This window comes from Psychroserpens damuponensis (genome assembly GCF_000826655.1).
In the GTDB taxonomy this organism is placed as follows: Bacteria; Bacteroidota; Bacteroidia; order Flavobacteriales; family Flavobacteriaceae; genus Psychroserpens; species Psychroserpens damuponensis.
Map to the genome: position 1 here is coordinate 305,698 of NZ_JXJO01000017.1, position 21,592 is coordinate 327,289.

Here is a 21,592-nt window from a genome sequence, read left to right on the forward strand (position 1 = left end):
ATACATTGATATCTATTGATGATATCAATGCATTCTAGTGAAACTAAATCAAATTAAAACTTAAAAATTAAATGTTGCATTCAAGAAAACTCTTGTTGGAAGTACTGGTCTTCCTACGAAAAATTCTTCTTCTGTTTGATTATTACCTAATCTTGGTGATCCTTCGGTAACACCCTCAGAATTAAACAGGTTAAATACTTGGGCTCCTAAACGCAATGTTTCATCATCTTCGCTTAGAGAAAACGTATACCCTAGATTTAAGTTTGCTAATCCAATAGCATCTAATTCTATAGTATTTGCGTCATTAGCAAACTTTTTACCTGTATAGTTATAAACCACACCAGCGTCAAATTTAGAGGACACATAATCTAAAGAGAGTGTTGTTAGTAAATTTGGTTGTCTTCGTAACTCGTTGCCTTCTAGTTCTGGATCAGCTTCAGATTTTGAAATTTCGTGATCTTGATAAGTAAGTGAACCTCCAAAATTAAAATTATCTGAAAATTCCCAGTTCCAAGTTCCTTCAAATCCAAATGTACTAGTGTCTTGTGTATCTACTTCTTCGACAAACCCACCTCCAGGTGCATTAACAAAACTAATTGAGCGTCTATCTTTAAGTCCTACGGAATAAAGCGCAGCTGTACCTGAAAACGAATTTTTAGCATATTTTACACCTAACTCACCTTGTAGTATTTTTTCAGTATCATATGAAGAAGGGTTGCCTAAATCATCAAATTGTGTACCTCTAAGCTCAGGAAAAAAGTAACCTCTTGAGAAGTTACCATAAGCACTTAAGTCATCATTAATTTTGTACAATCCAGCAACAACAACTGCAAAATCATCTGCAGACACATGACCTCTTGTATAACTTCCATTACCCCAAGTTACATTGTCTAAATTTGCTATACCTGTATTATCAACCACATAAGATTGCACTCCTTCTACTTCAATATCTCCCGAAGCCCTTTCATATCTTACACCAAAATCCAAATTCCATCGATCAAGCTTTAATTCATCTGCTACAAAAACAGCAATTTTATTACTCGAAATATTTCTATTTGTATATGACGTACCTCTATTAGTAACACCATTTACGGTATATCCAGAAACATTTATTAACTCTGGTCTATCATTATATTCACCAAGATAATTAGTAATGACATTAAAATCACCTCCTTCAGATCTAGACATGAAGGTTCCAAAAGTGATATTGTGATTTCCAGCGGTTTTAGTAAACTTTATATCTGCCATTAACTCTTGTAACGGTCTACTCCGATCTAATATTCTGTTTTCAAACAGCAAGGCGTCTGAAGCCAAAGGCTGTCCATTTAAGTATGTAAATTCTCCAGAAGTTAACCCTCTTGCTTCTAAAAACTCTTGTTGTGTTTCTACTGCTTTAGCTCCACTTACTCCACTTCCATCAAGAAAAAGATTAAATTGATGTTTATATTTAGAATATCTAAATTTTGCATCTAATTTTAAATCTTCGGAAAAGCGATGCTTAAAGTTTGTCAAAAGATATCCACCTAAAGTGGCAACTCCATCTTCAATAGGTGAATTATAAATACCATCTGGTGTGGCATAAGAAATATCAGAAGCTGCAGCAGTTTGCAATGTAAATATCTCTTCTCCGTCATTACCTGTAGGACGTTTTCGAGATCCGCCTTCTAAAGGATATGGCAAAAAGAATTGTACTGTATCATCAATCCATTGTCCTGAGAATGTGATTGATCCTTTATCGGTTACATGTTTTATATTTCCTCGTAGTTGAAAACCTTCAGTTGGCAAACCTGTTTTTATAGGTCCTTCATCATATCTATAAAATCCAGATAATGCATAAAACGTATTAGAATTTTCTCCTCCTAATGGACCACTAGTAACAAAATCTGCTTTGTATCTAGAATTTGAAGCTACTTCAGTTTTGATTGTTGTTTTTGATTGTTGAGAACCAGTCACACTAGTATAATTAATTATTCCAGCAACAGAACCTACACCATAAAGAATAGAAGAACCTCCTCGAACAAATTCTAAACTTCTCATTCCTATGTCATTTCTAAAATAAACATCATGAGCAGAAGAATTGAGTCCAAACGTACTAAGCACTGGCATGCCATCAATTTGTAAGGGATTAAATTGATATTGTCCGCCTGAAGGCAAACCTCTTACAAATATATTTGAAGCCACTTCTCCACCACCACCTTCGGCCGTAATTCCAGGAATACTTCTTAACACATCAGCCTGACTACTTGTATTAACCGAAGCTAATTGTTTAGCTCCAATAGAGGTAATTGACATAGGTGTTTCCTTTTGGGATCTTTTTGTTGATGTTGCGGTTAATACTACAGCATCTAAAGCACTTCCTCCTTCTTCTAAGGTGAAGTTTAATGTTAGCACTGCTCCTTCTAAAGTAATTTGTTGTTCAAAGGTTAAATAACCTAAATAAGAAACTTGAACTACATGACTGCCAGTTAAAGTTGTAGAAAAACTATAGTTTCCATCAAAATCTGAATTTGTTCCAGATGTACTTTCTTTGATAATTATATTAGCACCTATAATAGGAACTCCAGAATCATCAGTTACTTTTCCTTTAATTTCGGTTTGCGAAAAAACAGCGATAGTGCCTGTAAAAAATGCAAACATTAGTAAAATTCTCTTCATTGGATTGTTAATTAGTTAATATTTGTATAAACTTATTATCATTTTGTTAAATTTATATCTCAAATATTAATAAATAATTATGCAAACGTTTGCGAAAACGTTTGCATTTTAAAAAAATACTGTGAAAAAGAAAATAACCACCCTTAAAGAGATTGCTCAACAACTTAATTTATCGATTTCAACAGTATCAAGAGCATTAAATGGTCATCCTGACATTAGTGAATCAACGAAGAACAAAGTAGAACGTTTAGCAAACGAACTCAGTTATGTACCAAATATCTTCGCAAAAGGTTTCAGATCTCATAAATCTAATATTATTGGTGTGATTGTTCCCAGTATTACTCATTATTTCACATCTACAATACTTAAAGGTATTTTGGATGAAGCAGCCACAAAAGGTTATAGGATTATTATTTCAGAATCTGATAATGATATTATTAAACAAACGGAAATGCTCAAAACTATGGTGCAATTTGGAGTAGACGGCATCTTAATGTCACTCACAAAAAGAACAAAAAACATAGAGAATATTATTAAAACAATGAATACTGTGCCTATGATTTTATTTGATAAAGTGTCTAGTAAAATTCCTTGTACACAAATTGTTATTAATGAGGAGGAAGCTGCTTTTGATGCTATTGAACACCTCATAAATATTGGAAAAAAAAGAATAGCCATAATCAAAGAAACCGAACTTTCCTACAATTCAGAAAAAAGATACGCTGGCTATTTAAGAGCGCTAAAAGAGCACAATATCACTTTTGACGAAAAAATAGTTTTAAGTGTAGAAGATATCACATTAAAACAAGGCAGACGTATGACAAATATATTATTGAGCTTAAAAAATAGACCTGATGCAATATTTGCAATAACAGATAGCGCTGCAATTGGAGTTGTACAAACATTGAAAAAATTCAAAATTAAAATCCCAGAAGACATCGCAGTTATTGGCTTTAGCAATTCAATACATTCAACGATTATTGAACCAATGCTTACCACAATAGACCAACCTGGTGAACGAATAGGAGCTACTGCCATTAAATATCTTATTGAAGAAATTGATAATCCTAGTGAATTTAATGGTATCAAAACAGTAGAAATCAAAAGCACCTTAATTATTAGAGATTCTACTTTTTCGAATTAAATCTGTCTCTTTTAAAAGACTTTATAACTGTAATTTTGATATTTTTGCTCCATGGATATCATCGATTCAATTATATTAGGAATTATACAAGGTCTAACTGAGTTTTTACCTGTATCATCAAGTGGTCATTTAGAATTAGGAAAAGCTATTTTAGGTGACGAATCCTTACCCAAAGAAAGTCTTTTATTTACCGTTGTACTTCACTTCGCTACAGCTTTAAGTACCATTGTTATTTTTAGAAAAGATATTCTTGACATCATTAAAGGAATTTTAAAATTAGAATGGAACGACGATTTACAATTTGTATCTAAAATTGCATTATCTATGATTCCTGCTGTTATTGTTGGTCTCTTTTTTGAAGAGCAATTAGAGCAATTATTTGGTGGTAATATTCTACTTGTAGGTTGCATGCTTTTAGTGACTGCAGCTTTATTATTTTTAGCAGATAGAGCAAAAGACACCAATAAAAAAGTAACATTCTCAAATGCATTTGTGATTGGAATTTCTCAAGCGATTGCAATGCTTCCTGGAATTTCTCGTTCTGGAGCAACAATTTCTACTTCTGTGTTATTAGGAAATGATAAAACTAAAGCCGCTCGCTTTTCATTTTTAATGGTTGTACCCTTAATTTTCGGAAAGATCGCTAAAGATATTTTAAGTGGAGAAATATCATATGAAAGTGCCAACTTCACAAGTCTTGGTGCTGGTTTTATTGCAGCATTTGTTGCAGGTTTATTTGCATGTACATGGATGATTGCATTAGTGAAAAAGAGTAAGCTTTCATATTTTGCTATATACTGCGTTGTTGTTGGTGTTATTGCCATAATCTTTGCGCTTTTAAACCGATAACCTTATGACTGCAGAAGACTTTCAAGCTGGTCAAGTTTTACTTATAGACAAGCCCTTAACTTGGACATCCTTTCAGGCTGTCAACAAACTACGTTGGGAAATTAGACAAGCCTATAACATCAAAAAAATAAAGGTTGGTCATGCTGGCACGCTAGATCCTTTAGCCACAGGATTATTGATTATATGCACTGGTAAAATGACCAAGCAAATCAATACATTTCAAGGTCAGGATAAAGAATATACAGGTACATTCGTTTTAGGAAGTACAACACCTTCTTACGATTTAGAATCTGAAATAGACCAAAGGTTTCCTACTGAGCACATTTCCGAAGAGAATATTCATAATGCTACTCAATCATTTATTGGAGAGATTGATCAATTTCCACCAGTGTTTTCGGCATTAAAAAAAGACGGAAAACGTTTGTACGAGTACGCTCGCGCAGGAGAAGAGGTTGAAATTAAATCTAGACAAGTGCGCATTTCTACTTTTGAAATCACCAAAATTGATGGCTTAAATATTGATTTTAGAGTGGTTTGTAGCAAAGGGACTTACATTAGGTCGTTGGCTCATGATTTTGGAAAAGCCCTCAACTCTGGCGCACATCTTTCTGTACTTCGTCGTACAAAAATTGGAGACTATGATGTTGCAAATGCAGTGTCTCCAGAAGATTTTATTAGTTCGCTTTCTTCGGAATAGTTCTTGATGCTTGTTTTGCTTCTAAACGCATCACTTATGAAGTCTTTTCTAACTTGTCTCGTGCTATTGTTTTTTGTAACACTTTCTGCTCAATCTGAAGACAAAATTAACGGTCTTTTTTATAAAATAGCTGTATCTGCGACATTAACAACCAATGAAGATTATACAATTGCCAACGATTATGGTGATACTTTTATAAATCTCAACGGCATTTTTATCAACAATACAATTGGTTATCAATTTGATTCTAGATCAAGTATTGGTCTCAACTTAGAGTATGATCACTATTTAGATCAAAACTTAAACTTTTTTCCTGCCTATTTAGATTTTACATATAATATTTTAGATTTTGACGACCAAGTATTTATTCGTGGTGGCTACGGCAAACTATTAGATCTAGGAAAATCTTTTGAAAACGGGACTTTATATAAAGCTGGAGTTGGTTATCGCATCTATGATGATGACTTTAAAAGCTCTTGTTTAATAGGATTCGATTTTAGCCGAAAACGGTTTGGTTATAGGCAAAATGATAAACTTTCTAGCTTTGCTATTTTTTTAGAGTTTATGTTTTTTTAATCCAATTTAGTATATTGAACGTATATAGTTTATCACATCAAACTTACTTTAATATAAATTCGCCTACTTGAACTTTGTTGAAAAACATAAAGCACTCCTTTTTACGTCCTTAATTACAGGTACGCTTATTATTGGTATGTTTAGTTTTAACTTAACTCAGCATTCAGAATTAATTACAGAAAGTTATTACGAAATTGAGCCTCAAACCGAAGAAGAATTAAAAGAATTAGAAGAACTTAGTGACCTTGAAAATAGCAAACAAGCTAATACTAATGAAGCGTTTAACGAAGACGAAGCGTTTAAAGAAATGATGCGAAACTTCAAAACAATGCATAACGCACCAACCCATAAAGAGCAAACTCAAGACGATAATTTAAATGAAAACAGCTCTCAAAACCCTGAAGATATTTTAACGTCTAACTCCTCTAATAAAACGTCTCAACAATACGCTCTTAATGACAAGGAACGACAACGCTTTAATAAAGCAAATGATGTTCTTGCCATGCACGCACCAAAAGATTCTAAAAAAACGAGCATGAGTAATGCTAATAGTAGCGTGGCTTTTTCTTTAAAAAACAGACAAAAAGTAAAGTTACCGCCTCCTGTATATTTGTGCGAAACTGGTGGTAAAATTGTAGTTAATATTACCGTTAATGCTCAAGGTCAAGTTATTGATACTTATATAAATTCATCTTCTTCTAGCAAAAACCAATGCTTAATTGATGCTGCTTTAACTTATGCAAACAATGCTATTTTTAGTGATGCTGAGCGCAAAAGTCAAATTGGATCTATTACCTATTATTTTAAAGAAAAATAAGTTTGATTTGATTTTCACGTTTTACGACCTACATCTAGAGGTCCAATAAACTTATAACATCTTGCATCACATTTTGACCTTTATTTTTGTTATACCAACCTTGTAAGTCTTCTTTAAACTCTGGTGTTAATTGTCCGTGAGCAGCTTTATAATCGTTCACCATTTTTGTAGCTTCAGTTGGTCTTGGACCATAGCTAGCCAATACATTACCAGTGGTATTATCAATCATAATTAATTTAGCTATTGCTCTACCACCATTGGTTAAAAATTGATCCATTAAAGCCTCATTTTCATCTCTAAATACTAATTTTAAATCTATGTTTGGTGAGAGTTCGGCAATTTTGTTTAAAGCAGGAATAACATGAGCTGCATCTCCACACCAACTTTCGGTAATGACTAACCAAGTTACATCTCCTTTAAAATTGAATGCTTTTTCTTTAGTCTCTTCGGAAACTTTAAGCGTCTTATCCCAACGTTTCATTCTCCTGTCGTTAAGCATGGTATAATTTGCTAAAGCTTCGGTTTTATCGTTTCCTGTTGAAGACTCTTCAAGCACAAGCTGCTGTACTAAAGCACGATAGTCTTGATAATTAATTGCTTGTTTTAAGCTATTTGTTATGATATTATTTACTGATGTATGTTCCACTGTATTCATAGTATTAGATTTGCAATTTAAGATTAATCTTCAATAATGAAAATGACTTTAATCATAGAATGATGACTTAAATTAATTTCTCATTCTAAGACGAAAAATTAACTAGAAACTTACTATTTTTAAATTCAGTTAGTTTTAAACTAAAGTTATTATGGAAAAGCATAGATGTGGATGGTGCACAGGCAATGAACTTTATGAAGCATATCATGATGAAGAATGGGGAGTTCCTGTTCGTGATGATGATACTTTGTTTGAATTTCTTATACTAGAAACCTTTCAGGCTGGTTTAAGTTGGATTACCGTTTTAAAAAAACGTGACAACTTTAGAAAAGCCTTTGATAATTTTGATTATAAAAAAATTGCAACTTACAATCAAGAAAAGATAGATGAGCTGCTACAAAACAAAGGTATTATTAGAAATAAACTAAAAGTTAAGGCAACTATTACAAATGCCCTTGCTTTTATAGACATTCAAAAAGAGTTTGGCTCGTTTTCAAAATACATTTGGAGTTTTGTTGATGGACACCCAATAAAAAATAGTGTAAAAAACTATAGGGATGCACCTGGTAACACACCTTTGAGTGATGTATTGAGTAAAGATTTAAAAAAACGCGGATTTAAATTTGTAGGCTCTACCGTTGTCTATGCCCACATGCAAGCCACAGGAATGGTTAACGATCATGAGATTAACTGTTTTAGGTATGATGAAGTTTAATGTTATTATTAAAAAAACACCTCTAAATTATTCTAACTCCATTAGTAATCTTCCTTTAAAAAAGGAGTAAATTGGCTTTCATAGAAAAAAGCGAAGAAAAGCTCGTTGTAAAAATGTGCTTTTTATTTATATCCTTCTGTTTTAGATGTCTGTTTTAAAAAATCAAACCACCTTGCATTGAAAAAAGGTAGGAAATTAATAGTTTATACTTTTAATTTATATAAGTTAAAAACTCATCTCTAGATATATCTCTTGCACCTAAACTTTCGAGATGGTTGGTATACACTTGACAATCAATAAGCTTATAATTGGTGTTTTGAATAAATGTAATGAATGCTACTTTACTAGCATTACTTACTAAACTAAACATACTTTCTCCACAAAACACACCATTATTTACATCAACACCATACAAGCCACCAACAAGTTTGTCATTTAACCAAACCTCAACAGATGTTGCGTATCCCAACTCATGTAATTGTATGTAGGCATTTGTCATGTTTTCAGTAATCCAAGTACCTTTTTGTCCGTTTCTTTTAATAGTTGAACAGTGCTTAATTACAGCTTCAAAATCTTTATTTACGGTAATTTCAAAATCACTATTTCTAAGCACTTGTTTCATACTTTTTGAAACTTTTAATTGCTCCGGAAATAGGACAAATCGAGGATCTGGCGACCACCAAATTAATGGTTCTTCATCATCAAACCATGGGAAAATTCCGCTTTTGTATGCTAATAACAAGCGTTTTGAAGATAAATCACCACCTATAGCTAGAATTCCCTCTTTGGAAGCTAAGCTCACATCTGGAAATACGATATCCTTATTTAGAATGTGCATAAGTACTGGTTAAAAAGACGCTCACAGCATTAAAAAAAATTATTACAACAAGTATTATATACAGAAGCCTCAATAAAAATTGAGGCTTCTGTTATTGTTTTATTTAGAGCACTAAAATTGATAGCATTAAGCGTTATCATAGTGACAAATCACAGGACTTTAAAATGGTAAATCGTCGTGATCTTCTTCTTTTAAATTTGTTGCTGGTTCAAAAGCTTCAGTTGGTGCAACAGGAGGCGCATTATTTCCTGCTGGTTGAGCTCCTTCTATTCTCCAGCCTTGTACAGAATTAAAATATTTAGTTTCTCCTTGTGGATTAACCCATTCTCTTCCTCTAAGGTTGATATTTACTTTTACTGGTTGACCAACTTGGTAGTTGTTTAACAAATCTGTTTTATCTTGAACAAACTCTACTAAAATATGTTGTGGATACTGCTCTTCTGTAGTGACTACTAATTCTCTCTTTCTAAACCCATTACTTCCAAATGTTTGAGTTTCTCCAATCATCTTGATTTTTCCTTGTACTTCCATTGTTGTATTACTTATATTTAATATTTAATTCTATTCTTTTCTACGATAAGAGCAATTTCCATGCACTATCTACATCACCATAACTCAAATAATTTCTGGCAATTTTATGCTTTTCGTGATGCGATTTTTCTCTAATATTAGGATAACGCTCACTCACATTTTTTATAAAGTCATCAATGTCAATTTGATTTGGTAAAGCTTCAACATTACCTAACATACCTAAATCATTACCTGTTAAAACCATACTGTTTTTAACTTCGTGAGGCATATTATCAACGCCAATACCCAATTTAGATAATGGCTTAGGGATTTCAAAAAAGCCTTTATTTGCTCTACTGTAATAACTTCCACCTGCTCTTGCAACCAAATCTAATTTGTTTTGATCAATAACTCCATTATCATCTAAAACCTCATCTGCAATGTGTAATTTTACAACTTCACAAATAACTAGGTTTCCTGCACCACCTTCAGTTCCTAAATGAACAATCTCGTTAACTTTACATTCTAATTGTATTGGAGATTCTGCAACTCTATGCGGTTTTACAATTTCCGAAGATAACATTGTTAACCCTGTTTTATCAAACTCATTGACGCCTTGAGCATACTCTGTACTACTCAATGACATTTGCTGTACAATATCATAATTAACAACATTTATTACGACTTCTTTTGTAGCCTCAACATTTTCTAATGTATGTTTGGTAGTATTATCTCTTACACGACGTGCTGGAGAAAATATTAATATTGGCGGATTTGCACTAAACACATTAAAAAAACTAAAAGGTGATAAGTTAGGGTTTCCATCAGCATCCATAGTACTCGCAAAAGCTATTGGTCTTGGAGCCACAGCACTTAGCAAGTAGCCATGCAATTTACCTGTAGAAATGTCTTTTGGATTAAATGAAGCCATGTGTTTGATTAATGGTTAAATACTACCGTTTCAAGATATTGAAATGCAAAGGTAACACTATTGTAAACGCTATAAAAATGAATTCACCTACTAACAAGACAATATTATCAACATAATTCGTTTATATTTAAAACTCAAAAAATCAATTAATGGCATTAACCGTAAACCGTAATATGACACGATGGATTGTCATCGTGGCTTCCTTTATTATTATTTCACTCATTCTTTGGAATACCTACGTGTTTTTTCAATACTTCAAATCTGAAGAAAGAGCAAAAATGAAAATATGGACCAATGCCTATGTAGAATTCTCAAATGATGTAAACCAAATTGTTGCTGGCTCTGATGATATTGTAATTAATAAAGTTGCTGAAGATATTGTAACAGATTCAACTTTAACGACACCTTTATTACTTTTAGATGCTAATAATAAAATTATAAGTCATAGAAATATAACTCCATTTGGAAACAGTACTAACCCATTAGAGCTAAAAAAAGATTCAACCTATGTCTATGATAATTATAAAAACTTAATCACCACATTTAGCGTAGAGAATGAACCCGTAATGCTTAAAAACCTAGGTCAAACACTTTACTACGGAAATTCGCCACTACTCAACAATTTAAAATATTACCCATTAGCCTTAGTACTCATTATTTTCTTATTTGCAGCAGTCGCCTATTTCTTTTATAAAAGTACCAAAACCGCAGATCAAAATAAACTCTGGACAGGTATGGCAAAAGAAACAGCGCATCAAATTGGTACGCCTTTATCGTCTTTGGTAGGTTGGACAGAAATATTAAGGGGTGAAAACGTTAACCCAGATTATCTGGTAGAAATTGAAAAAGACATCACAAGACTCCAAACCATCACAGATCGTTTTAGTAAAATTGGCTCACTACCAACCTTAAAGCGTTGTGATATTGTACAGGAAACTATAGAGTCTTATGAGTATCTAAAATCTCGATCTTCAAAATTAATAGACTTTGAAATTGTTGCACCTCAAGAAAAATTATACGTAAATTTAAATGAGCAATTATTTAGTTGGACCATAGAAAACTTAGTAAAAAACGCCATTGATGCCATGAAAGGACGAGGCTCTTTAAAATTAGTGATTACAAATGATGATAAACACGTAAAAATTACTGTTTCAGATACAGGTAAAGGAATTTCTAAACAAAGTTTTAACTCAGTATTTCAACCAGGATACACAACAAAGAAAAGAGGTTGGGGATTAGGATTATCCTTAGCAAAACGCATTATTGAAGATTACCACAACGGAAAAATAAAAGTCCTTTCTTCGGAAATTGGAAAAGGCACAACCATGCAAATTTCATTGAAATTAATAGCTTAAACAATGGCTTCAAACCAATATTTCACATTAAAAGAAGTGCAGCTCAACAATAACTGCCCAGAATGTTATTCTAACAACGGTTTACAACTCACCTTTAAACAACAGTTTAAAGAAAACAAATTATACAAAGCCATTACAAAAGAGACCTTTATTGAAATGCACTGCAATACTTGTAAAACTGATATTTTCCCAGGACGATGGACAGATGAAATAGATCGCGTTGTTGACTACCAAAAACGTGCAGCCATCCCAAAACCTAAATCGCTCAAACTAAAAAAACTAGCTTGGATTATTATCAGTATTGAAGTAGCTTTATTAATTATAGGCTTATTATTTGCTTTTGGTGTTTTGAAGTTTTAACACCAATTTTAATAGCTATAAAAAAGAAGCAATTTTAATAGCAACCTCTTCAAACTCCTCTTTCTCCAATTTTGTTTTATTGATAAAGCGAGCATCTTCCATTGAATTTAATGGGATGAGATGCACATGAGCATGTGGCACTTCTAATCCAATTACAGTCATTCCAACACGATTACATGGTACCGCTTTTTCTAGCGCAATAGCAACCTGACGAGAGAACTCCATCAAACCATGATACGTAGGTTCATCGAGATCAAAAATTTTATCAACGTCTTTTTTGGGGATACAAAGTGTATGACCTTTGGCATTGGGATTGATATCTAAAAAGGCCAAATAGTCTTCGGTTTCTGCTACTTTATAAGAAGGTATTTCACCTGAGATTATTTTTGTGAATATGGATGCCATGTTTTTTCTTCTAAATGTCACCTTGAAGGCAGTCGAAAACTTATTCAATTATGATTAAAATAGGTTTAGACTGCGCTCAACCTGACAAGGTTATTATAAAGATAAAAAGATTCCTTTATTGTAGGAATCTTTTATTTATAATTTTGTGTTTTATCAATTGTTTATCAAAGGACAATTAGTTGAGTAATGCTCATTTCCGAAGTAAGTATTCTACCTCGTAATCTCTAAAACGTCAAATTTCATGATACCGTTTGGCACTTGCACCTCAGCAACTTCGCCTACAGACTTTCCTAAAAGCCCTTTACCAATAGGAGAATTCACAGATAATTTACCTGTCGCTAAATCGGCTTCACCATCTGCAACCAACGTATAAGTCATTTCCATACCATTGGTTTGATTTTTAATTCTTACCGTAGATAGTACTAATGCTTTTGACGTATCCATTTGAGATTCATCAATCACACGAGCTCCTGCCATTGTTTCTTCTAATTTAGAAATTTTCATTTCTAGCATACCTTGAGCTTCTTTTGCTGCATCATATTCAGCATTTTCACTCAAATCTCCTTTATCTCGAGCCTCAGCAATGGCTTGAGATGCTTTAGGACGCTCTACATCTTTTAATTGCCTAAGTTCGTCTCTAAGTTTTTTTAACCCTTCTGGAGTATAATAAGATACTTTACTCATAATATTTTCGTTTACTTAATAGCTTTACAACTCGTTTAAACTTTTTAATTTGCTAGAAAATTGTTCTTTGCCGCCCATTATTGGTCTTTTTTAGTGTCGTAGTACTACTGTGCACCAAAAAAGACACTCCAACTGATCGAAAAACTAATAGTTTTCGCTTAAATGTAAAAAGCTTTGATAAGTTTATTCAAAATATCCCGAAACCAGTTCGGGATTAATGAAAAAATCTCGCTATAACGAGATTCAATACAAAGATACAAAATATTTAATTCAAGTGTTAGCCCAAAATATATATTTGGGTTTAAAATATGTAAATTGCAACAAAAAATTAACGCCTTTATGAAAAAGCTTTTCTTAGTTCTACCTTTCTTATTTTTAACGAATTGTAGTGGTGGTGATGATGTAAATACAAACAACTTTTTATTAAATGTTGGTGTAAATGCTTCCATCAATCTCAATTTACCAGAATACAGTCACTTAATGTTTACTAGTAATTCTGTATACATCCCTAATCAAGGTAATCTTGGTATATACGTAATGAATGTGGGTAGTGGTTATCGTGCTTGGGATGCGGCAGATCCCAATCATATTCCAGATACATGCTCATTTTTACAACGTACTGATGCCACAATAACTTGCGGTTGTACAGATGAAAATAGTTACAGCCTTTTCACTGGGCAATCGTTAGGAACTGCGCTTCCATTTGGACTTAAAGAATATCGCGTTACGGTTTCTGGTTCTACTATTGTAGTTAGCAACTAGGTGCTGCACATTTAATTTATAAAAAAACTCCCAAATCCATTGACTTGGGAGTTTTGTTTTGCTTTATTTTTCGCTAATGCTTGACGTCGTCGAAGTATCGGAAATTTTAAAACTTCAAGGTAACTCCTAATAAAAAATTAGTTGTTGCTTGCGGATAATAGCCTGCAAAATACCCTGTTGTGGTTCCTGTTGGGCTTGTATCATCAGCATAATCAAACGATCCAAAATATCCATTTGACACATACTTTTCATTAAAAATATTATTTACTAATCCTGAAAACACTATAGATTCAAATATTGATTTTGGTTGCCATTCGTAAGTAAAGTTTAAATCATTAACAAAATAGTTATCTAACTTCGAGTCTTCATTTTCGGTATTTCCCATGAATTGTTCACCAACAAATTTGCTTAACAATGAGATTTGAAATCCTTCTTTTGGTTGAAATACGAAAGCGTTGGCTGCGACGATTTCTGGAGAAAATGAAATATCAGTTTTTCCTAAATCTAAAAGTTCTCCATTAACAGAGTTAAAGGTTTCTCTATTTTTATTAGAACTTAAAGTAAAGTTGGGTTGTACAGTGAATTTATCTGTCACAGCAATTGCAGCTTCTACTTCTAAACCTAAACGATAACTATCTCCATTATTTGCTCTAATTGGATCTCCTGTAGTATCAATTTGACCAGTTAAGACTAATTGTTCATTATACAACATATAATAACCGTTAACATTTAATCTAAATTTTTGAGCATCATGCCTCCAACCTAATTCAAAATCATTAAGTTGCTCTGGTTTTACGGTTGCATTGTTTTCAAAATCACTTCTATTTGGCTCTCTATTTGCTCTAGCATATGAAAAATACAAGCTATTTTTTGTGTTAAGCTTGTAGGTAATTCCTGCTTTTGGATTAAAGAAACTATAATTTTCATCAACATTTAAAGGGACTCTATCAGATGTTAACCCAGTTGTTTTATAATCTACCAAACGTAATTGTAAATCGCCATATAAACTTACTTTATCATTTACTCTATACGTTGCTTTTGTAAAAAAACTTAAATCAGATTTCTTTCCGTTGCCTTCATAATAGCGATCTCGTATCTCACTATCACTAGCAAACTCAGCCCAAATAATTTCACCAAAATGGTCACCATCGTGGAGACTATACGAGCTTCCAAAAATCATATCAATTTCATTATTTTTATAGTTAGCGCTAGCATTTACTACATAAAAATCACTATCTAACCAACGACGTCTAATGAGATCAGTAGTTTCAATTGTTTCACCACCAATGGTGATTGGTGTTAGATCATAATCTCCAAAGTCTTCGTTTTCTTTATATTGCTCAAAATATCCTCTTCCGTAGGTATAATTAAGTCCAACATTTGTAGACCATCTATTATTGTAACGTTGGTTCCAATGCAATTGATAATGATCTTGATTGTAATTATCAACTTCATTGTCATAAAATTGATCATCACCATTAGCATCTGTATACATACCAGATGGATTAAACGTACGATCATCATTTAAAGTTTGCACATCAATACCATTCCAAGCTTGATACGTCACTTCTTCACCTCCAAAAGCAATAGCTTTAATCAACGTATTATCATCAACATAAGACCCTTGAAGAAAGTAAGATTTTAAATCTGTTCTAGCTCTATCAATATATCCATCTGAAGAAATATTAGATAAACGACCAGCAATTTCAATGTGATCATTTAGCAATCCTGAACTAAATTTCACCGTGTGTTTTCTCGTATTATAACTTCCGAAGGAATTAGAAATTTCACCGTTTGCTTCTTTAGAAACGGCATCTGTTAATACGTTGATACTAGCTCCAAATGCTCCAGATCCATTGGTTGATGTCCCAACACCTCGTTGCAGTTGTAAACTCTCAACAGATGAGGCAAAATCACCTAAGTTCACCCAAAATGTACCTAAGGATTCCGCATCGTTATACGGGATTCCATTAATAGTTACATTGGTAGATTGCGCATTAATACCACGAACACGAATACCTGTATAACCTACTCCAGCTCCAGCATCAGTAGTTGTGACAACCGAAGGTAGAAAGTTTAAGAGCACAGGGATATCTTGTCCTAAATTACGTTTTGCCAATTGTTTTTTTGTCACGTTTGAGTGCGTAATTGGCGATGTAGCTTCTACTCTAACGGCTTTTACTAAGACTTCATCTAGTTTTTCAGTTGTTGTAGAATCTTGTTGTTTTTGATTGTCTTGCGCAAATGCGGTTGACGATAGTACGAGTAGTACTAAAAAAAGAAAATTGCGTTTAGTTTCTCTGACTTTATTTTTAGAGTCGAAACTAAGTCTCCTTAAAGAGAGATTTGAACTTGTTAATTCAAGTTTAAGAATAGTGGATTTCATTACGATTATGTATTAATAATCGAATAAAAAGAGGTAATTATTCTAAATAGTTAATAATTAGTTTGTGTCATGCTAGAACAAGTCTAACACAACGTTAAAATTCCTTAGCAGCATTACCTGCTCAGGTTCAATGGGTATGATCTCAGCCGATAATTGGCACCCCTTTTTTGAGAACGCTGCAAAGGTAAAATAGATTTTTCGTTTGTACATCACGAATCACAAAAAAATTTTTCAATCTATTTTAGGCGGTTTTCGGTTGGCTTTTTTTTCTGAAGTTTTGCGTTTATTAGTTAATCGTTTTCTAATAACCGCTTTGGGGATTTTTGTAGGAATACGATCTTTCTCTTCAATTAGATTGTCACTAATTAAATCTAGAAACCGTTGTATAATTATAGATTTATTTTTATGTTGGCTTCTACTCTCGCCACATTGCATGATGAGTAAACTCGTTTTAGTAAGCCGTGTATTGAGATTGGTTTTGAGCACTACTTTTTGATCATTATTTAGAACCTGCGAGTTCTCTAGATCAAAAGTTAGTTCTGCTTTAGAAGCTGTTTTATTGACATGCTGTCCACCAGCTCCAGAACTTCTAATAAATTTAAATTTTAACTCATTTAATATTGCATTTTCATCAAACATTTATACCAATTTAATTTGATGTGGTGCTTTAAGTAAGTCGTTAACCGTTTTTACAGGATTAAATGTAATTAAAGGAACTTCAACAAAAATTGTATTCCAATTAGCCATACTACCATTCCATAATCCTGGAAGTTCTAATGCTTTTAAATCTTTTCCTGTTTTTGTTTTCATAGTAATAAAAGCGGCTTTATGATCAACAAACTTTTTAAGATCATACTTTTCGCCTTTATGGTTTTTAATACCGCAAACTAAATCTACAGGATTAAAGTGCGTTGCTCCTTTAAGGATTTCTTTTTGACGCCTGCTTTTTTTATTAATTTGAGCAGATTCAACAATTTGAAGTGAAATATTACCGCTTTCGTCTTTAACCCAAAATGGTCCTCCTCCTGGTTCACCTTCATTTTTTACCATTCCGCAGACCCGAATTGGGCGATTTAACTTTTCAGCTAAATACTCAATTTGATATTTACGTGAATATTTCTCAAACTCAGGACTTATTTTTACATTCATTTTATTGACTAAAAACTCACCTATTTCAATGCGTTTTTCTTCGGAAGACTCATTAGTTTCTAACTCATTTAGATAATTAAATGCTTGCTCTTGTACTTCTAACAAAATACCGCCTAATACTTTTTTATACTTAGCAACTTCATCTTTAAATTTATTTGTTACGACGTTATCTATATTTTTTACAAAAACAACATCGGCCTCTAAATCATTTAAATTTTCGATTAGAGCACCATGACCAGAAGGCCTAAAATGTAACGAACCATCTTCTTCTCTAAATGGTTTATTTTTAGAATTTACTGCAATAGTATCTGTAGATTCTTTTTGATATGAAAATGAAATATCAAATGCAGAACCTGATTTAGCTTCTACTTTCTTTTCAATTCTAGCAAATTCTTCATCAAATCTATGTTTGTGTTTTTCTGAAATTGTAAAATGCAATTTAGCCGATTCTAAACTCGATGAATATAATGCAGATTCATACAAATGCTCTTCAAAAGCAGTAGATAACGTTTGGTTTTTATATTGATGAAACGGTAATAATCCCTTTGGAGAATTCCCGTAATCTAGCTTATCACTATGAAGCATCATTTGCACAAACCTAAGTCCTTGCTCGTTTATAGATTTATCTTCAAAATCTGAATATGTATCTTTTAATTTATCTACTACAATATGATAAAACGGAAACTTTTCTAGCCCTACAAAAAAAAGTGAAAGATCTTTATTTTTAGTTCTATTGATATAATAATTGATACTTCCTTGATCAATATTATACGCATCTAAAAAAGCGAATAAAAATTTAAACATTCGGGTGGCAGCTCCAGAAGCTGGAACAAATTTTAGAATGGAATACTTATTTCTTTCAGCATCAAATTTTGAAATAAAATGATTAGTTTCTTCTTGTGATAATTTCAAAATACCGTTACCAATGGTTGCTTCAGACACTAGATTAGCAAAAGGCAAACCATTTTCAAAAAGCCTAATTTGCGCATTAACTTGTTCAACTGTTAACCCTTTTGATTCAATTTGTTTTATATCTTTCTCTGTAAATTTCACCTTTCTCTATTTAGTAATTCGTCAATATGCGTAATAGCTGTTTCTAATCGCGTTTTTTTATCACCTTTAAGCAAAACATATGGTTTATTATACTTAATTAATGCTTCTTGAAAACTTTGAAACATACTTAAACGTTCTTCAGGTTTATCACGTAGGTCATCAGCTTCCCAAGGTGTGTCAATATACGTTAAAAAGTATAAATCGTATTTATTTTCTAAGGCATATTTTTCTAGAAGCGGATCACATACTCCTGAGTAATAGGTTTCTGAATATACTTTAGTTTCTAATAAATCTGTATCACATATTAAGACAGAATCGGTTTTTTTTGCCAATTCATTTTCAATTTTCATTTGCCCTAAAGCAATTGGCAACAAATCATCTGGTTCGCAAGTTTTTCGTTCGTTATTCCATTTATCTTGCAAGTATTCTCTTGCATATTCAGGTGCCCAAACCGAATTATAATGTCGTGCTAATTGCCTCGACAAGGTCGTTTTCCCTGTAGATTCTGGGCCAAACAAAACTACTTTTATGCAGTTAGCCGGTTGTTGTTTAAGCTTTTTCTCCATTGTTTATACCCTAAAAATGCAATAATTAATAATATTGAAAATTGAATTCCTGTAAACCCCAACCCTTTCACAAAATATAACGGAATTGATATTATATTTCCTATAATCCACAGTAACCAATGCTCGATCTTTTTTAGTGCCATTAACCACATAGCTGCAAAAAATATTCCCGTTGTAAACGTATCGAGATAAGGTGTTGCTTTTCTAAAACTTACAATACTACCAGAGGTTAAGTTGGAATACGCATATTCTATACTTTCTGAAAAATTTAAATTATTTGGCATTACATTATAATGCCTGTAAACAAAAATTACAAATACAGATGTAAAAATAAAAATCCCAAAAGCTTTTATTTTATCATTTATTGAGGTTTTAGAAATTGGTATATGCGTATTGTTATCATCTATCGTTTTGCCCCACATATACCAACCAAAAAGACTCATCAACGTATAATATATATTTATTATAAAATCACCGTACAGCACAAATTTATAGCATATATACACATAAATAATAGTACTTAGAATGCCCAGAGGATAGACTAAAATACTTTCTCTTTTCCCATACCAAACACCAACAACACCAAACAACATCGCACTTATTTCTAAAACAATATTAAATGTAGTTGCTGTTTTATAAGGTTCTATAAAGAAATCAAAAATGTGGTTCATAATCGTGACGATCAGATTTTACAATTTTCATATGTAACAAGCCGCGTTCTATAAGGTCAAAAGCTTCTTTTATTTCGAAAGTTAATGTCTTCATGACCTCATCATAATCTCCATACACTTGAGTACTTAATGGGTTTTCGAGTACTTTAAGATTTGATGCACGCAATTTTTTTATAAAATGTATGATGGCAGGTTCATAATCATCATGCAATGGTGTTAATGTTAATTCTACTGATATCTTCATGTTTACTTACCGCGAAAGCGGTCATACTTTTTAGTTATACTTAATTTATTTTCTACCTCTTAAATAATGAGATGCTGAAATGAATTCAGCATAACAAATTACTTACGCAACTCCTCAAAAAAACGTTCATCATCTTCAAAAGCGGTCCCAATAACTACAAGGTTTGCTCCTGCGTTATATGCATTCTCTAGTTGTTGTTTGGTTCTAATTCCGCCACCAACTATGAGTGGAATTTGCAACTCTTGTTTTACAAACTTTATAACATCTAAAGGCACAGGATGCTTAGCTCCACTACCAGCTTCTAGATATATAAGTTTCATTCCCAGCAACTCACCAGCTTTAGCTGTATCTGCAACAAGTTGTATATTATCTCTAGATAAAGGTACAGTTTTGGTTACTTTTTCAACCATAGTCTGTTTTCCATTTTCAATCAAAACATAACCTGTTGGTATAATTTCCAAAGTAGAACCTCTTAATTTTGAAACTGCCTTTATATGCTTTCCAATTAAATACGCTGGGTTATCACCAGAAATCAATGACAAAAACAACAAGGCATCTGCATGATTTGTAATTTGAGTCACATCACCAGGAAATAGCACAACAGGTAATTTGGTATGTTTTTTAATTTCAATAACTACATGTTCTGTAGCCTGATCATCAACCGTACTACCACCAACAAAAATGTGGGTTGCAATAGATAGGTTTACTTTATTGATAAAACTAGATACATTTTTAACAGCCATTTTATCTGGATCTATTAAAACTGCTAGTTGTTTTTTTTCTTCAGAAATGGAACGCAATATATTACTGTAGGTCACTTTCATTTAGGTGGTTACAAAAGCACAAGAGAATCCTTCAAACTCTAAAAAATGCGTGTTATATCTATATTTTTTGCCTTCATAATCTATCCAAGCCACAGTTTTAGCATCATGTAACATAAACGGAATTACAATAAAATGTTCTCTAAACAACATACCTGGAGTTGCAAACAGTTTATATAAAGACTCTTTAATTCCCCAAATAACGGTTAGCATCTTAATATAATCTTCATCTGTTTTAGACAAATATTTTAACTCATAATCTACAAACTTCTTGGCGATAATGGCAATTTTGTCTCTCTGCTTTTCAATGTCTATGCCAATTTCCGAAGAAGAAATAATAACACCCGAGAATGTAAATGAATGTGTGATTGAAATATGCTTCCCATCTTTTAAATGAGGCTTCCCATTAGCATCGTAAAACAAATCTTGATCTGTATACCCAAATGCTCTTAATAAATGACGAACACTTAAAAAACCACGTTGATGCAACTCACTTTTCATCCCTAAAACACGTTCTAAACTATTAGGTTTTAAATCTAAAGGTTGTAGCAACTCATCATAAGTCTCTGTAATCTTCCAGATTTTAACAGTAGTTTGTGAGTTTGGCTCTATAGTTTTATAAAGTGGCATTTAAATATCTGAAACTTAATGATTATCTTTGCACAGCCTTAGGCTGATTTGGCATTTTTACACTGGCGAATTTAACCATTTTAAGCGCTTAAGCCAAAGGCAAATCTTAAATTAATAAA

The 21,592-nt window shown here is 32.6% G+C and carries 24 protein-coding genes; 9 read left to right on the forward strand and 15 right to left on the reverse strand.

Features of this window, described 5'->3' with window-relative positions; all coding sequences use genetic code 11:
• Positions 1-60: 60 nt before the first annotated feature.
• Positions 61-2,655 (reverse strand): TonB-dependent receptor, encoded by a 2,595-nt coding sequence (locus TD29_RS10160; protein WP_040280462.1) that lies wholly within the window; start codon positions 2,653-2,655, stop codon positions 61-63.
• 121 nt (positions 2,656-2,776) lie between these two features.
• Here TD29_RS10160 and TD29_RS10165 point away from each other — a divergent pair, with 121 nt between their 5' ends.
• The 5 genes from TD29_RS10165 (at position 2,777) to TD29_RS17935 (ending at position 6,738) form a co-directional block, all read left to right on the forward strand.
• Positions 2,777-3,799: a LacI family DNA-binding transcriptional regulator gene (locus tag TD29_RS10165; protein ID WP_040280464.1), complete on the forward strand. Its 1,023-nt coding sequence runs from the start codon at positions 2,777-2,779 to the stop codon at positions 3,797-3,799.
• 51 nt (positions 3,800-3,850) lie between these two features.
• Positions 3,851-4,648 (forward strand): undecaprenyl-diphosphate phosphatase, encoded by a 798-nt coding sequence (locus TD29_RS10170; RefSeq protein ID WP_040280466.1) that lies wholly within the window; start codon positions 3,851-3,853, stop codon positions 4,646-4,648.
• Positions 4,649-4,652: 4 nt separating this feature from the next.
• Entirely contained in the window at positions 4,653-5,345 is a 693-nt protein-coding gene (gene truB / locus TD29_RS10175; protein WP_040280468.1) for a tRNA pseudouridine(55) synthase TruB, read from the forward strand.
• 36 nt (positions 5,346-5,381) lie between these two features.
• A complete protein-coding gene (locus TD29_RS10180) occupies positions 5,382-5,921 on the forward strand; it encodes a hypothetical protein (protein ID WP_040280469.1) in 540 nt (179 codons plus the stop codon).
• Between the two features lie 67 nt (positions 5,922-5,988).
• Entirely contained in the window at positions 5,989-6,738 is a 750-nt protein-coding gene (locus tag TD29_RS17935; protein WP_052467074.1) for a hypothetical protein, read from the forward strand.
• A 34-nt stretch (positions 6,739-6,772) separates the two neighbouring features.
• On the opposite strand, the gene TD29_RS10190 is transcribed toward TD29_RS17935, so the two are convergent.
• Positions 6,773-7,393 carry a thioredoxin family protein gene (locus TD29_RS10190; RefSeq protein ID WP_040280470.1) on the reverse strand — a complete coding sequence of 207 codons (621 nt, stop codon included), beginning with the start codon at positions 7,391-7,393 and terminating at the stop codon, positions 6,773-6,775.
• A gap of 151 nt (positions 7,394-7,544) precedes the next feature.
• Between TD29_RS10190 and TD29_RS10195 the strand changes: the two genes are divergently transcribed.
• Positions 7,545-8,108 carry a DNA-3-methyladenine glycosylase I gene (locus TD29_RS10195; RefSeq protein WP_040280471.1) on the forward strand — a complete coding sequence of 188 codons (564 nt, stop codon included), beginning with the start codon at positions 7,545-7,547 and terminating at the stop codon, positions 8,106-8,108.
• 211 nt (positions 8,109-8,319) lie between these two features.
• Here the strand turns inward: TD29_RS10195 and aat are convergent, their stop codons facing one another.
• From aat to TD29_RS10210, 3 genes are all read right to left on the reverse strand, one after another.
• Complete coding sequence (gene aat, locus TD29_RS10200) at positions 8,320-8,946, reverse strand: leucyl/phenylalanyl-tRNA--protein transferase (protein WP_040280472.1); 627 nt, start codon at positions 8,944-8,946, stop codon at positions 8,320-8,322.
• Positions 8,947-9,105: 159 nt separating this feature from the next.
• A complete protein-coding gene (locus tag TD29_RS10205) occupies positions 9,106-9,477 on the reverse strand; it encodes a DUF3127 domain-containing protein (protein WP_040280473.1) in 372 nt (123 codons plus the stop codon).
• Positions 9,478-9,517: 40 nt separating this feature from the next.
• Positions 9,518-10,387: a flavin reductase family protein gene (locus TD29_RS10210; RefSeq protein WP_040280475.1), complete on the reverse strand. Its 870-nt coding sequence runs from the start codon at positions 10,385-10,387 to the stop codon at positions 9,518-9,520.
• 149 nt (positions 10,388-10,536) lie between these two features.
• Between TD29_RS10210 and TD29_RS10215 the strand changes: the two genes are divergently transcribed.
• Together TD29_RS10215 and TD29_RS10220 are read left to right on the forward strand one after the other, a co-directional pair.
• Positions 10,537-11,742, forward strand: coding sequence for a sensor histidine kinase (locus tag TD29_RS10215; protein WP_040280476.1), 1,206 nt, complete (start codon positions 10,537-10,539; stop codon positions 11,740-11,742).
• A gap of 3 nt (positions 11,743-11,745) precedes the next feature.
• Positions 11,746-12,102, forward strand: a complete 357-nt coding sequence (locus TD29_RS10220; RefSeq protein WP_040280477.1) for a hypothetical protein — start codon at positions 11,746-11,748, stop codon at positions 12,100-12,102.
• Positions 12,103-12,117: 15 nt separating this feature from the next.
• Here the strand turns inward: TD29_RS10220 and TD29_RS10225 are convergent, their stop codons facing one another.
• Positions 12,118-12,507 carry an HIT family protein gene (locus tag TD29_RS10225; protein ID WP_040280479.1) on the reverse strand — a complete coding sequence of 130 codons (390 nt, stop codon included), beginning with the start codon at positions 12,505-12,507 and terminating at the stop codon, positions 12,118-12,120.
• Between the two features lie 210 nt (positions 12,508-12,717).
• Positions 12,718-13,191, reverse strand: a complete 474-nt coding sequence (gene greA / locus TD29_RS10230; protein ID WP_040280480.1) for a transcription elongation factor GreA — start codon at positions 13,189-13,191, stop codon at positions 12,718-12,720.
• 339 nt (positions 13,192-13,530) lie between these two features.
• Here greA and TD29_RS10235 point away from each other — a divergent pair, with 339 nt between their 5' ends.
• On the forward strand, positions 13,531-13,953 hold the full coding sequence (locus TD29_RS10235; RefSeq protein WP_040280481.1) for a Rieske (2Fe-2S) protein: 423 nt from the start codon (positions 13,531-13,533) through the stop codon (positions 13,951-13,953).
• A 106-nt stretch (positions 13,954-14,059) separates the two neighbouring features.
• Here TD29_RS10235 and TD29_RS10240 read toward each other — a convergent pair whose 3' ends face one another.
• The 8 genes from TD29_RS10240 to TD29_RS10275 form a co-directional block, all read right to left on the reverse strand.
• On the reverse strand, positions 14,060-16,339 hold the full coding sequence (locus tag TD29_RS10240) for a TonB-dependent receptor (RefSeq protein WP_084203440.1): 2,280 nt from the start codon (positions 16,337-16,339) through the stop codon (positions 14,060-14,062).
• Between the two features lie 231 nt (positions 16,340-16,570).
• Complete coding sequence (gene arfB, locus TD29_RS10245) at positions 16,571-16,978, reverse strand: alternative ribosome rescue aminoacyl-tRNA hydrolase ArfB (protein ID WP_040280482.1); 408 nt, start codon at positions 16,976-16,978, stop codon at positions 16,571-16,573.
• Positions 16,979-18,541 carry a DUF4301 family protein gene (locus TD29_RS10250; protein WP_040280483.1) on the reverse strand — a complete coding sequence of 521 codons (1,563 nt, stop codon included), beginning with the start codon at positions 18,539-18,541 and terminating at the stop codon, positions 16,979-16,981.
• Complete coding sequence (locus TD29_RS10255; protein WP_040280485.1) at positions 18,538-19,107, reverse strand: AAA family ATPase; 570 nt, start codon at positions 19,105-19,107, stop codon at positions 18,538-18,540. The genes TD29_RS10250 and TD29_RS10255 overlap by 4 nt, the downstream gene beginning before the upstream one ends.
• Positions 19,068-19,778, reverse strand: a complete 711-nt coding sequence (gene pnuC / locus TD29_RS10260; RefSeq protein WP_040280486.1) for a nicotinamide riboside transporter PnuC — start codon at positions 19,776-19,778, stop codon at positions 19,068-19,070. Before pnuC ends, TD29_RS10255 begins: the two co-directional genes overlap by 40 nt.
• Positions 19,762-20,022, reverse strand: coding sequence for a thiamine-binding protein (locus TD29_RS10265; protein ID WP_040280487.1), 261 nt, complete (start codon positions 20,020-20,022; stop codon positions 19,762-19,764). The genes pnuC and TD29_RS10265 overlap by 17 nt, the downstream gene beginning before the upstream one ends.
• 98 nt (positions 20,023-20,120) lie before the next feature.
• Positions 20,121-20,846 carry a geranylgeranylglyceryl/heptaprenylglyceryl phosphate synthase gene (locus TD29_RS10270; RefSeq protein ID WP_040280489.1) on the reverse strand — a complete coding sequence of 242 codons (726 nt, stop codon included), beginning with the start codon at positions 20,844-20,846 and terminating at the stop codon, positions 20,121-20,123.
• Positions 20,847-21,473, reverse strand: coding sequence for a 4'-phosphopantetheinyl transferase family protein (locus TD29_RS10275; protein WP_040280490.1), 627 nt, complete (start codon positions 21,471-21,473; stop codon positions 20,847-20,849).
• Between the last annotated feature and the right edge of the window lie 119 nt (positions 21,474-21,592).